At 58.2% G+C, this 12,424-nt stretch carries 15 protein-coding genes; 2 read left to right on the forward strand and 13 right to left on the reverse strand.

Going from position 1 to position 12,424, the window contains the following annotated elements; all coding sequences use genetic code 11:
* Nucleotides 1–86 (reverse strand): hypothetical protein (locus VZP09_RS19080; protein ID WP_328795498.1); only part of this gene is annotated, 86 nt, incomplete at its 3' end.
* A gap of 123 nt (nucleotides 87–209) precedes the next feature.
* Here VZP09_RS19080 and VZP09_RS19085 point away from each other — a divergent pair.
* Nucleotides 210–530 carry a DUF2756 family protein gene (locus tag VZP09_RS19085; protein WP_004150073.1) on the forward strand — a complete coding sequence of 107 codons (321 nt, stop codon included), beginning with the start codon at nucleotides 210–212 and terminating at the stop codon, nucleotides 528–530.
* A 23-nt stretch (nucleotides 531–553) separates the two neighbouring features.
* Here the strand turns inward: VZP09_RS19085 and ugpQ are convergent, their stop codons facing one another.
* The 12 genes from ugpQ to livK form a co-directional block, all read right to left on the reverse strand.
* Nucleotides 554–1,294, reverse strand: coding sequence for a glycerophosphodiester phosphodiesterase (gene ugpQ, locus VZP09_RS19090; protein ID WP_087791940.1), 741 nt, complete (start codon nucleotides 1,292–1,294; stop codon nucleotides 554–556).
* The gene (locus VZP09_RS19095; RefSeq protein WP_004150074.1) at nucleotides 1,291–2,361 is read right to left on the reverse strand and encodes a sn-glycerol-3-phosphate import ATP-binding protein UgpC; all 1,071 of its coding nucleotides are present in this window, start codon (nucleotides 2,359–2,361) and stop codon (nucleotides 1,291–1,293) included. Before VZP09_RS19095 ends, ugpQ begins: the two co-directional genes overlap by 4 nt.
* A gap of 1 nt (nucleotide 2,362) precedes the next feature.
* Nucleotides 2,363–3,208, reverse strand: coding sequence for a sn-glycerol-3-phosphate ABC transporter permease UgpE (gene ugpE / locus VZP09_RS19100; protein ID WP_328795339.1), 846 nt, complete (start codon nucleotides 3,206–3,208; stop codon nucleotides 2,363–2,365).
* On the reverse strand, nucleotides 3,205–4,092 hold the full coding sequence (gene ugpA / locus VZP09_RS19105) for a sn-glycerol-3-phosphate ABC transporter permease UgpA (RefSeq protein WP_002920792.1): 888 nt from the start codon (nucleotides 4,090–4,092) through the stop codon (nucleotides 3,205–3,207). Before ugpA ends, ugpE begins: the two co-directional genes overlap by 4 nt.
* A gap of 106 nt (nucleotides 4,093–4,198) precedes the next feature.
* The gene (gene ugpB / locus VZP09_RS19110) at nucleotides 4,199–5,515 is read right to left on the reverse strand and encodes a sn-glycerol-3-phosphate ABC transporter substrate-binding protein UgpB (protein ID WP_002920796.1); all 1,317 of its coding nucleotides are present in this window, start codon (nucleotides 5,513–5,515) and stop codon (nucleotides 4,199–4,201) included.
* Between the two features lie 272 nt (nucleotides 5,516–5,787).
* Nucleotides 5,788–6,156 (reverse strand): type II toxin-antitoxin system death-on-curing family toxin, encoded by a 369-nt coding sequence (locus VZP09_RS19115; protein WP_002920800.1) that lies wholly within the window; start codon nucleotides 6,154–6,156, stop codon nucleotides 5,788–5,790.
* Nucleotides 6,153–6,374, reverse strand: a complete 222-nt coding sequence (locus VZP09_RS19120; RefSeq protein ID WP_004174006.1) for a type II toxin-antitoxin system Phd/YefM family antitoxin — start codon at nucleotides 6,372–6,374, stop codon at nucleotides 6,153–6,155. The genes VZP09_RS19115 and VZP09_RS19120 overlap by 4 nt, the downstream gene beginning before the upstream one ends.
* A gap of 163 nt (nucleotides 6,375–6,537) precedes the next feature.
* A complete protein-coding gene (gene livF / locus VZP09_RS19125) occupies nucleotides 6,538–7,251 on the reverse strand; it encodes a high-affinity branched-chain amino acid ABC transporter ATP-binding protein LivF (protein WP_004145133.1) in 714 nt (237 codons plus the stop codon).
* A 1-nt stretch (nucleotide 7,252) separates the two neighbouring features.
* Nucleotides 7,253–8,020 carry a high-affinity branched-chain amino acid ABC transporter ATP-binding protein LivG gene (gene livG, locus VZP09_RS19130; RefSeq protein ID WP_328795340.1) on the reverse strand — a complete coding sequence of 256 codons (768 nt, stop codon included), beginning with the start codon at nucleotides 8,018–8,020 and terminating at the stop codon, nucleotides 7,253–7,255.
* Entirely contained in the window at nucleotides 8,017–9,294 is a 1,278-nt protein-coding gene (gene livM, locus VZP09_RS19135; RefSeq protein ID WP_328795341.1) for a branched chain amino acid ABC transporter permease LivM, read from the reverse strand. Before livM ends, livG begins: the two co-directional genes overlap by 4 nt.
* Nucleotides 9,291–10,217: a high-affinity branched-chain amino acid ABC transporter permease LivH gene (gene livH, locus VZP09_RS19140; RefSeq protein WP_002920807.1), complete on the reverse strand. Its 927-nt coding sequence runs from the start codon at nucleotides 10,215–10,217 to the stop codon at nucleotides 9,291–9,293. The genes livM and livH overlap by 4 nt, the downstream gene beginning before the upstream one ends.
* Nucleotides 10,218–10,278: 61 nt before the next feature.
* On the reverse strand, nucleotides 10,279–11,388 hold the full coding sequence (gene livK / locus VZP09_RS19145; RefSeq protein ID WP_002920808.1) for a high-affinity branched-chain amino acid ABC transporter substrate-binding protein LivK: 1,110 nt from the start codon (nucleotides 11,386–11,388) through the stop codon (nucleotides 10,279–10,281).
* A gap of 423 nt (nucleotides 11,389–11,811) precedes the next feature.
* Here livK and panM point away from each other — a divergent pair, with 423 nt between their 5' ends.
* Nucleotides 11,812–12,195 carry an aspartate 1-decarboxylase autocleavage activator PanM gene (panM, locus tag VZP09_RS19150; protein ID WP_023328322.1) on the forward strand — a complete coding sequence of 128 codons (384 nt, stop codon included), beginning with the start codon at nucleotides 11,812–11,814 and terminating at the stop codon, nucleotides 12,193–12,195.
* Nucleotides 12,196–12,424 lie beyond the last annotated feature (229 nt).

Raw genomic sequence — 12,424 nt, forward strand, 5'->3', positions numbered from 1 at the left:
GGTGGCGGATTGGCGGCGACGGTAAAGCTGCCCCCCGCCAGCAACGCAGCGATGACCACCTGACGCCATATTGTTGTTTTTATCATTGTCTTACTCCTGAAAGGTAGGTTTCATTCCCCGCTTAAGCCTGGTTGATAACTCCTAAAAAATCATTGTTATGGCAGATTCGAGGTACACTTAAGTGATCCCACGCACGGGAGGAGAAAACCATGAAAGCGATTCTGTTTCTGGCGGCGCTGATGCCGCTTGGCGTATTAGCCCAGCCGATCAATATTAATAACAACCCTAACCAGCCGGGTTACGTGGTCCCCAGCCAGCAGCGCATGCAAAATGAGATGAAGATCCAGCAACAGCAGCAGCAGAGCATGCTGAAGCAGGATCTGAACAATCAGACCCGCTCGCAGCAGCAGCATTTGCAAAACCAGCTGCAGACTAATCAGCAGCGCGCGGCCCAGGGCGGCAATCTGAATGCGCCGCAGCAGGTGCGGCCAAATAACAACGGTGGAATGCTGCGGCAGACTAATCCGTAAAGGTCGTCCGCCGCAAATCCGTCTTAAGGCTGGAAATTCGGCCCGATGACATCAATGGCATCGGTGCAGATGCAGTCTACGCCCCAGCACAGCAGTTCGGCGGCGCGCTGGGGTTTATTGACCGTGTACACCAGAATGTGCAGGCTGGCCTGTTTCAGGCTCGCCACCCGCGCCGCATCCAGCAGTTTGTGATTGAGGTGAATCGACACGCAGCCCAACCGGGTGGTCAATTCGCGCCAGTCATCGCGCCACTCATCCAGCAGCAGCCCGCGCGGCAGCTCGGGCGCGGCTTCCTGCGCCGCCTCCAGGGCGTCGATTTCAAAAGAGGAGAGCAGCGGCGCGGTCATGCCTTGCCATAGATCGCGCGCGGCCAGCGCCACCACTCTGCCGGTCTGCGGCCCCAGCCCGGTGGTCGGCTTAATTTCGATATTCGCCATCATGCCGTGACGACGGCAGCGCTCCGCCACCTGGGAGAGCAACGGCAGCGGCTCGCCCTTAAATTCACGGCTGAACCAGCTACCGGCATCGACCTTCAGCAGATCGTCCCACGCCAGCTCTCCCGCCACGCCCCAGCCATTGCTGGTGCGTTCGAGATTATCGTCATGCAGCAGAAAGATCTGCCCGTCCTTCGACAGCTTGGCGTCAAATTCAATCATCGTGTGCCCGTAGCGGGCGCCGACGTCGATAGCCGCCAGGGTGTTCTCCGGCGCCAGTTTACCGCCGCCGCGATGGGCGACGATGCGGGGATAAGGCCAGTTACTCATGCGCGTTGTCCTGTTTCACCATCAAAGAGGTGCAGATGTTCCAAAGGCAGATGCAGCCATAGCGTGCTGCCTGCCGCCGGGCGCTGCTGGTGCGGCAGTCTGACCACCAGCTTCTGTTCGCCCCAGCGCCCGTGAGCGAGGTTATCGGCACCTAAAATTTCCAGGGTGTCCATCAGCAGCGGAATACCACCTTGCGCCTGCGAGCTTAAGATAAAATGCTCCGGACGGATACCGAGCGTCATTTTACGCCCAGCGTGACGCCGGTGCTCATGATTCGTCGGCAGCTGCATGCCGCCCGCCAGCTCAAAGCGACCGCCGTCATCGCTGATGCGCCCTTCCAGCAGGTTCATGGCCGGGCTGCCGATAAAGCTCGCCACAAAGCGGCTGGCTGGCTTCTCATACACTTCCACCGGGGTGCCGATCTGCTCGGCAACGCCTTTGTTCATCACCATCACCCGCTGGGCGAGGGTCATCGCCTCCACCTGGTCATGGGTGACGTACAGCGAGGTGGTTTTCAGGCGGCGATGCAGCTGCTGCAGTTCCAGACGCATCTGCACGCGCAGCTTGGCGTCGAGGTTTGACAACGGTTCGTCGAAGAGGAATACCGCCGGGTCACGCACGATGGCGCGGCCCATCGCCACGCGCTGGCGCTGGCCGCCGGACAGTTCCCGCGGGCGGCGCTTGAGCAGACCATCCAGCTCAAGAATGCGCGCCGCCTCCTGCACCCGCTCGGCGATCAATCCCTTACCCATGCCGCGAATCTTCAGCCCCCACGCCATGTTCTCTTCCACGCTCATATGCGGATAAAGGGCATAGTTCTGGAACACCATCGCGATGCCGCGATCTTTCGGCTCCATCTCGGTCACCCGTTTACGATCGATCCAGATATCGCCGCTGGTCACCCGTTCCAGTCCCGCGACCATCCGCAGCAGCGTTGATTTCCCGCAGCCCGACGGGCCGACCATGACGATAAATTCCCCGTCCGCCACGTCCAGCGTCAACGGTTGAATTACCTGGGTTTTGCCATCCCAGCTTTTGCTTACTGCCTGTAGTTTTAAACCAGCCATTTTATTTCTCACTATCGACCAGGCCACGCACAAACGCGCGCTNCATGGCTAAAACGATGACGACCGGCGGGATCAGAGTCAGCAGCATCGCCGCCATCACCTGATTCCACTGGGTAGTACCTTCGCCGGTGGCGATCATGCCTTTAATACCGGCGACGGCGGTGCCAAGATTCACATCCTGAATAATCAGCAACGGCCACAGATACTGGTTCCAGCCGTAGATAAAGGTGATGACGAACAGCGCGGCGAGGTTGGTTTTCGACAGCGGCAGCACGATGTCGCGAAAGAAGCGCATCGGCGAAGCGCCATCGATACGCGCCGCTTCAATCAGCTCGTCCGGCAGGGTCATAAAGAACTGGCGGAACAGGAAGGTAGCGGTGGCCGAAGCCATCAACGGCAGCGTTAACCCGGCATAGCTGTCGAGCATGTTGAGGTTGGCGATCACCTCCACCGTCGGGAAAATACGCACCTCGACCGGCAGCATCAGGGTGATAAAGATCATCCAGAAGAACAGGTTACGCAGCGGAAAGCGGAACCAGACGATGGCGAACGCCGAAAGCATCGACACCACGATTTTGCCGACCGTAATGGCGAACGCCATGATGAAACTGTTGAGCATCATCAGCCAGAACGGCGCGCTGTTGACGCCGACGCCGTTCACCCAGATGGTCTTCATGTTCTCCAGCAGATGTCCGCCGGGAAGCAGCGTCATCGGCGTTTCAAATACCGATTTGTTATCCAGCGTCGCCGCCACGAAGGCGACGTACAGCGGGAATAAAATGACGGCGATACCCAGGATCAGCATAGTGTGGCTGAAAATCGTCAGCCCGCGACGGTTCTCAATCATTGGTAACGCACCTTACTTTCAACGTAACGGAACTGCACCACCGTCAGGATAATGACGAGGAACATCAGCACCACCGACTGCGCGGCGGAAGCGGATAGATCGAGCCCGGCGAAACCTTCGCGATAGATTTTGTAGATCAGAGTGGTGGTCGCCTGCACCGGGCCGCCAGCGGTGGCGGCATCGATCACCGGGAAGGTGTCGAAGAAGGCATAAACCAGGTTGACCACCAGCAGGAAGAAACTCACCGGCGCAATCAGCGGCAGCGCCAGCTTAAAGAAGCGACGAATCGGCCCGGCGCCGTCGATGGCGGCGGCCTCAACCAGCGAACGCGGAATCGACTGCAGCGCGGCGAAAAAGAACAGGAAGTTGTAGCTTATCTGCTTCCACACCGAGGCGAAGACCACCAGAAACATCGCCTGGCCGCTGTTCTGCGCATGGTTCCAGTCGTAGCCCAGCTCGCCGAGGAAATGGGTGATCAGCCCGCGCCCGGGGTTAAAGAGGAAGATCCACAGCACCGCCGCGACGGCGGGGGCCACGGCGTACGGCAGCAGCATCAGCGTTTGATAAAAGCGGCTACCGCGCACCACATAGTCGACCAGCGCGGCGAAAAACAGTGAAATGAGCAGGCCGCTGACGGTCACCAGGGCGCTGAATTTTATGGTGGTCCAGAACGAGTCCAGGTAGTACGGATCGTGGAACAGCGCAACGAAGTTATCCAGGCCGACGAACTGGCTGGAAAGGCCAAAGGGATCGACGCTCTGCAGCGAGTACCACAGCGCTTCGCCTGCGGGCCAGATAAAGAAAATCAACGTGATAATCAGCTGCGGCGCGACCAGCACATAGGGCAGCCAGCGCGAGCGGAATACCGGACGGGATGATGACATTGAGATTGGGTTCCTGAACAATGCCGGGTGGCGGCTACGCCTTACCCGGCCTACATAGGGCACATCGTAGGCCCGGTAAGCGCAGCGCCACCGGGCAAGTTACAGATTACGATTTGGTCGCTTGCTCGAAGCGACGCAGCAGCTGGTTCCCGCGCTGCACGGCGGAATCCAGCGCCTGCTGCGGGGTTTTCTTGCCGGTCCACACGCTCTCCAGCTCTTCATCGACGATGGTGCGGATTTGCGGCATGTTGCCCAGGCGCAGACCTTTGGTGAACGGCAACGGCGGCTTGTTCAGCATCTGGCGGGTAGCGATATCGGCGCCCGGGTTCTTATCATAGAAGCCCTGCTGACGCGTCAGATCGTAGGCCGCGGTAGTGATCGGCAGGTAGCCGGTTTTCTGGTGCCACTCGGCGGCGTTTTCCGGTTTGGTCAGGAAGTCGAGGAACTTCGCCACGCCGGTGTAGGTCTCTTTGTCTTTGCCCTGCATCACCCACAGGCTGGCCCCGCCGATGATGGCGTTCTGCGGCGCGCCTTTCACGTCGGCATCGTAAGGCATCATGCCGACGCCGTAGTTAAATTTGGCGTACTGGCGGATATCGGCCAGCGAGCCGGACGAGGCAGTGGTAATGGCGCAGTCGCCGTTATAGAACTTTTCGGTAGACTCGTCTTTACGCCCGAAGTAGCTGAAATCGCCCTTCTTGTTCATCTCTTCGAGCAGCGCGATATGCTTCACCTGCTCCGGCTTGTTGAACTCAAGAACCGCGTCGGTACCGTCGAAGCCGTTATTCTTCGTGGCCACCGGCAGACCGTGCCAGGCGCTGAAGTTTTCAATCTGGATCCAGCCCTGCCAGCCGCTGGCGTAGCCGCACTTCATCCCGGCGGCTTTCAGCTTCGCGGTGTAGGCCGCCAGATCCTGCCAGGTCTTCGGCGGCTGATCCGGATCTAAGCCGGCTTTTTTGAAGGCGTCTTTGTTGTAGTAGAGCACCGGGGTAGAGCTGTTAAACGGCTGGGAGAGCAGATGGCCGGTTTTCGAATCGGTGTAATACCCGGCCACCGTCGGTACGAACTGCGATTCATCAAACTTGATGCCCGCCTCGCTAAACACCTGGTAGACCGGCTTAATGGCTTTTGACGCCATCATGGTGGCGGTACCGACTTCATACACCTGCAGGATAGCCGGCGCGTTGCCGGTACGGAAGGCGGCGATACCGGCGCTCAGGCTCTGCTCGTAGTTGCCTTTGTATACCGGAACGATTTTGTAATCAGGATTGGCCGCGTTAAAGCGTTGCGCCAGAGAATCCACTTCTTTACCCAGCTCGCCTTCCATTGAGTGCCAGAACGGGATGGTGGTAACCGCCAGGGCCTGACCGGCAAAAGCCAGGCTCAGCGCCAGTCCTAAAGCTGTATGTCGTAACGATATCATCGGTTATCTCTCTTGTTGTGCCGGATGCGCGATTTCACGCGTTTTATGCTCGCGGGGTAACATGACATGTTCGAATTACAGAAAAATAACTTTTTTATTACAAAAAAAAGATAGTAACGGGTCAGAGAGATGACAAGCCGATGAAAGGACGGGGGAAGTAAAGTGGGAGCTGAGACACGGATAATATTCGTGCGATCGGCTCCCGGGGTCGGCGCAAGCGCCTCGCCCGGGCTACAAACCGGCGAAGCCGCCGGGTTGCAACGAGTTAACCGTCATCCACGCAAACGCGCGACAATCTGTTCCAGGGTAAGTTGCCCTGCTGCTGCCTCGACGGTCATGCCGACGAAGTCTGGATTCGCTGGCAATATAATTCCATTTCGCTTTAAAAAAAGCAGGGTGATAAACAGTGCCGTACGCTTATTACCATCATTAAATATATGACCGCGAGAAATCGCCAGCAGATGCATCGCAGCGAGTCGCCACACGTCTGTCACACCTTCATATTCAATTTTGTTTAGCACCCTATACATTATCGCTTCGGCACGCCCCGGATCGGGCATACCGGCAACGCCAGGCGTGACGCGGAGCAGCCTGTCGTGAAACTGTATTATCTCTTCCGCTGAGATAATCTGCAGCGTCATTTATCCGCAAGCTCCCTGATCTCATCACCATGAACCGCCATGATAGCCGCGAACTCATCATCCATTCTGGCCGCCTGGTAGCGTTCAAACTCTTCTGCACTAATGATGACTGCAGATTTATGCCCACGACGGGTAATGGTCACAGGTACACCTGTCACTGCGCTTTCCAGCACATCGGCCAGATTTTGCCGGGCTTCGCTATAGTTAACCGTTCTCATAAAAACCTCCTAAGCTGTACTCTTTTATTGTACAACATACATGTACAAAAAAAGAGCCAACAGGCTCTTTTAAATGTATTCTTGCGATCGGCTCCCGGGGTCGGCGCAAGCGCCTCGCCCGGGCTACAAACCGGCGAAGTGAATAACGCCGGGTTGCGATGAATTAACCGCCGAGATAGGCGCTGCGCACCGCCTCGTTGGCCAACAGCGCGTCGCCGGTGTCCTCCAGCACCACGTGGCCGTTCTCCAGCACATAGCCGCGGTCGGCCAGCTTCAGCGCCTGGTTGGCGTTCTGCTCAACCAGGAAGATCGTCATTCCCTGCTCGCGCAGCTGCTCGATGGTGTCGAAAATCTGCTGAATGATAATCGGCGCCAGCCCCAGCGACGGTTCATCCAGCAGCAGCAGGCGCGGTTGGCTCATCAGGGCGCGACCGATCGCCAGCATCTGCTGCTCGCCGCCGGACATGGTGCCGGCGCGCTGAATACGGCGTTCATGCAGACGCGGGAACAGCTCATACACCCATTTGATGCGGGTCTGGAACTGATCGCGGTCGGCAAAAAAACCGCCCATCGCCAGGTTCTCTTCCACCGTCATACGCGAAAAGACGCGCCGCCCTTCCGGAACGATCGCCACCGCCTCGCGCATGATCTTCGCGGTTTGCCAGTCGGTAATATCCTTACCGTCAAAGACAATGCGCCCGCTGGAGGCGCGCGGGTCGCCGCACAGCGTGCCGAGCAGGGTGGTTTTCCCCGCGCCGTTGGCGCCGATAAGCGTGACGATCTCGCCCTGTTTGATATGCAGGCTGACGTTGTGCAGTGCCTGAATCTTGCCGTAGTGGGCGCTGACGTTGTCAAAAGTTAACATCGCGTTTTCCATCTTATGCCTCACCAAGGTATGCGCGGATCACGTCCGGGTTATTACGAATCTCTTCCGGCGTCCCGTTGGCCAGCGGTGTTCCCTGGTTCACGACGTAGATGCGATCGGAAATGCCCATCACCAGCTTCATATCGTGTTCGATAAGCAGGATGGTGGTGTTGTGATGGTTACGCAGCTCGGCGATAAGCTCGTCCAGCTCTTTGGTCTCTTTCGGGTTCAGCCCCGCCGCCGGTTCATCGAGCATCAGAATTTCCGGCTGGGTCACCATGCAGCGGGCAATCTCCAGCCGACGCTGGTCGCCGTAGGCCAGGTTGCTGGCCTGACGGTTGGCATGCTCCAGCAGGCCGATACGCTCCAGCCAGGTGGCGGCCCTGTCCAGCGCTTCGCTCTGCGCCCGACGGAAGGCCGGCGTTTTCAGCAGGCCGGAGAAGAGCCCGGTTTTCAGCTGCTGATGCTGCGCCACCAGCAGGTTTTCAATCACCGTCATTTCGCGGAACAGGCGCACGTGCTGGAAGGTCCGCACCACGCCCATCCGCGCAATCTGCTGACCCGGCAGCCCTTCCAGGTGCTGGTCGCNCAGCAGAATAGTGCCGCCGGTGGGCTTGTAAAAACCGGTCAGGCAGTTAAAGACGGTGGTCTTCCCGGCGCCGTTGGGGCCGATCAGCGAGACGATCTCGCGCTCTCTGAGCTCCAGCGACACATTGTTGACGGCCAGCAGACCGCCGAAACGCATCATCAGGCCGCTAACGGATAATAATGGCTGACTCATGCCTGCTCTCCTTTCGCCTGACCGTTTTTCAGCTTCAACTGCACGCGCGTCATTGGCAGAAGCCCCTGCGGACGCCAGATCATCATCAGCACCATCAGGCCGCCGAGCATTAACATGCTGTATTCGTTGAAGTCACGCATCAACTCGCGCGAGACCACCAGCAGAATAGCCGCGAGGATCACCGCGAACTGCGAGCCCATCCCGCCCAGCACGACGATCGCCAGCACAAAGGCTGACTCGGCGAAGGTAAAGGATTCCGGGCTGACGAAGCCCTGGCGCGCGGCGAACAGCGTGCCGGCGAAGCCAGCAAACGCGGCGCTGATGGTAAAGGCGGTCAGCTTGATGCGCGTCGGGCTCAGGCCCAGCGAACGACAGGCGATCTCATCTTCACGCAGCGCTTCCCACGCCCGGCCCAGCGGCATTCGCAGCAGGCGGTTGATGACGAACAGGCTGAGCACTACCAGCAGCAACGCCACCAGGTAGAGGAAAATCACCCGGTCGGAGGGATCGTATTTGACGCCGAAGAAGTTGCTGAAGGTATCCCAGCCGCCTTCGCGGGCGCTGCGGCTAAATTCGAGGCCAAAGAAGGTCGGTTTCGGGATCTGGCTGATGCCGTTCGGCCCGCCGGTGATCTCGGTATTGTTGAGCAGCAGAATGCGCACGATCTCGCCGAAGCCTAAGGTCACAATCGCCAGGTAGTCGCCGCGCAAACGCAGCACCGGGAAGCCCAGCAGGAAACCGGCCGCCGCGGAGACTAGGCCGGCCAGCGGGAGACAGGTCCAGAAGCCAAGACCGTAATAGTGGTTCAGCAGCGCAAAGGTATACGCGCCGATGGCATAGAACCCACCGTAGCCTAGCACCAGCAGGCCGGAAAGGCCGACCACCACGTTCAACCCGAGGCCGAGGATGATATAGATCGTCGTCAGGGTGGCGATATCCACCGTGCCGCGCGACACCATAAACGGCCAGGCCACGGCAATCACCAGCAGGGCGATCAGGAACAGCTTCTGCTTCACCGTCGACCCGTCAATCGCCGGCATAATAAACTTCGGCCCGGAGACGTTCTTAACCGCTTTCTGGAACAGCGGCCGCAGCAGCTGGAAGAAAAAGACCACCGCGGTACCGATGAAGATCCACTGCCAGCGAATATCGGCGGCGGTATCGACCACCAGTTTGGTGCCGTTCAGCTCCAGCTGCACGCCCATAAAGACGCCCGCCAGAATGAAGAACATCACGGCAGAGAGCAGCGCCATTGCAATTTGCATCGGTTTCATACTTTTTCCACCTCCGGGCGGCCCAGAATGCCGGTCGGCATCACTAACAGCACCAGAATCAGCAGCGCGAAGGAAACGACGTCCTTATATTCGGTGCTGAGATAGGCGGAAGAGAGCGCCTCGGCAATACCCAGGATCAGGCCGCCGATCATCGCGCCAGGGATACTGCCGATCCCGCCGAGCACGGCGGCGGTGAACGCCTTCATCCCGGCCATAAAGCCGATGTAGGGGTTAATCACGCCGTAGAACTGCCCCAGCAGCACGCCGGCCACCGCCGCCATCGCTGCGCCGATGACAAAGGTCAGGGCAATGACGCGGTCGGTGTTAATCCCGAGCAGGCTGGCCATTTTCAGATCTTCCGCGCAGGCGCGGCAGGCGCGCCCCATCCGCGAGTAGCGAATAAACAGCGTCAGGGCCAGCATGGCGATAAAGGTCACCACCCAGATCACCAGTTGCATGGTGGTGATCGTCGCGGAGAAGCTGTCGCTGTGGCCGACGACCCACTGGCCGTTAAACAAGCTCGGCAGCGCCACGTCGCGGGAGCCCTGGGTCAGGCTGACGTAGTTCTGCAGGAAGATAGACATCCCGATGGCGGAGATCAGCGCAATCAGGCGCTTGGAGTTACGCACCGGCCGATAGGCCACGCGCTCAATGCTCCAGCCGTAGGCGCTGGCAATCACAATGGCGCCCACGAATCCGGCGGCGACCAGCAGCCAGCTAGTGTCAATGCCCATCATCATCAGCGCGGCGATGATCATGAAGGAGACATAGCTGCCAATCATATAGACCTCGCCGTGGGCGAAGTTGATCATGCCGATAATGCCGTACACCATCGTATAGCCGATGGCGATCAACGCATAGGTACTGCCCAGCGTGACGCCGTTAAACATCTGCTGCAGAAAATAGAGAAACTGCTCGGACATAAGGTAACCTTTTTCAAACCGCCCGCGGTTCGCAGGCGGAGGGATAACTCGTCTTCAGCGCTTATTTCGCCGCGCTCGAAGAGCCGTCGGCGTGCCACTGGAAGACACCAAACTCAAATCCCTTCAGATCGCCTTTTTCATCCCAGGTCAGCGGCCCAATCACGGTTTTCGCCCCGTGCGCTTTCAAATCTTTGATTAAATCCAGCGGCTGCTGGCTGCCGGTTCTGTCCATCGCCTGCGCCAGCGACTGAACGGCGGCATAGGTGATCCAGACGTACGGTCCGCTCGGATCTTTCTTCTCCGCTTTCAGCGCGTTGACGATGGCGCTGTTGGCAGGGTCCTGATCGTAGCGTTTTGGCATTGTCACCAGCATGCCTTCCGCCGCGGCGCCCGCGATATTGGACAGCGAGGCGTTGCCGACCCCTTCCGGCCCCATAAACACGGTTTTCAACCCGACGGAGCGCGCCTGGCGCAGCATCTGGCCCATTTCCGGGTAGTAGCCGCCGTAGTAGACGAAGTCGATGTTCTCTTTCTTCAGGCGCGCCAGCAGGGCGGAGAAATCTTTTTCCCCCGCGGTGATGCCATCGAAGAAGACGATGTTGGCCCCGGCTTTCTTCAGGTTGTCCTGCACCGAACGCGCCAGCCCTTCGCCGTACTGCTGCTTGTCATGAATGATGGCGATACGCTGCGGTTTCACTTTCTCGACGATATATTTCGCCGCGGTCGGCCCCTGCGAGGAGTCGAGGCCGGCGGTACGCATGATGTACTGGTATCCGCGCTGGGTCAGCTCCGGGTTGGTCGCCCCGGGGGAGATCATTAGGATGCCTTCATCCTCATAGATGTCGGAAGCCGGCTGGGTGGAAGAGGAGCACAGGTGGCCGATAACGTACTGAATGCCGTCGTTGACGATTTTGTTGGCCACCGCGACCGCTTGCTTCGGATCGCAGGCGTCGTCATATTCGACGGCCACCAGCTTGTCGCCCTTAATGCCGCCGCTGGCGTTGATGTCTTTAATCGCCTGACGCGCGCCATTGAACTCCATGTCGCCCCACTGGGCCACTGGACCCGACATCGCGCCGACCACGGCGACCTTAATATCCTTGGCCATCGCCGCGTGCGACATCGCTAATGCGACAATGCCCGCGACGATGGTTTTCGCGTTCCTTTTCATGCTGCAGAACCCCGTTCGTGATGTGGTGTAAATGTTTTGTATTTTTATGGTTAAAAAGCATTCTGTGCTTTTATTAAACAACGCCATTTTTACCATTGAGTTTAATGGTTTAGCGCAGTTTTTCACTAAAAAACAGATTAAAACCTCTATTTTTCAGTCGATTAAGCAAAGATAATATTCTGTATTTTGGTGAAGATAAACAAAAAAAAGTCCATCCTGCAGCATAAAATAACGATACATAAGGCGGAATAAAACGCTGCACATTAGGTTAAAATTCTGCTTATTTTTCGATCCATGACGGATTGCGCTACCCTGACAACGCCAGGAAAACGAATCCCCTGATGTACGCGCAAAAAACAGCGCTCCGCCAGACAGCAATTTTGGGTACACTGGCGCCTCTGTTTTGCACTGGATTTGCCGCCCATGAAACTGACCATTATCCGTTTACAGCACTTCAGCGATCAGGATCGCATTGATCTGGGGAAAATCTGGCCGTCGCAGGATCTGTCGACGCTGACCCTTGATGAAAACCATCGTCTCTACGCCGCCCGCTTTAACGAGCGCCTGCTGGGCGCCGTGCGCGTTACCCTGGGCGGCGTCGAAGGTGAGCTCAGCGATCTGTGCGTGCGTGAAGTGACCCGCCGCCGCGGCGTCGGACAATACTTAGTGGAAGAGACATTGCGTGATAACCCGGCGATCAATAGCTGGCGCGTCGCCGACCATGGGGTGGAGGACCGCGGCGTGATGGCGGCCTTTATGCAGGCGCTCGGCTTTAGCGCCCAGCAGAATGGTTGGGAAAAGCATTAAGCCGTAGCCCCAATAAGCGGAGCATGACCAAGGAAGAACCCGGCGGCGCTTCGCTTAGCCGGGCTACCTGGCGACTGTAGNNNNGGTAAGCGCAGCGCGACCGGGGTCAGACAACGCATTTGCAGTGGGAAAGGCGCCCCTCATTTAACCCAGCATTTCGCGTTGCAAAAAGGCGTCAATACCCGAAATCCCCGGGAGCTTACATCAGTAAGTGACCGGGGTTGAGGGC

Source organism: Klebsiella sp. EMBS2024 (genome assembly GCF_036233805.1).
Lineage (GTDB): Bacteria > Pseudomonadota > Gammaproteobacteria > Enterobacterales > Enterobacteriaceae > Klebsiella > Klebsiella pneumoniae.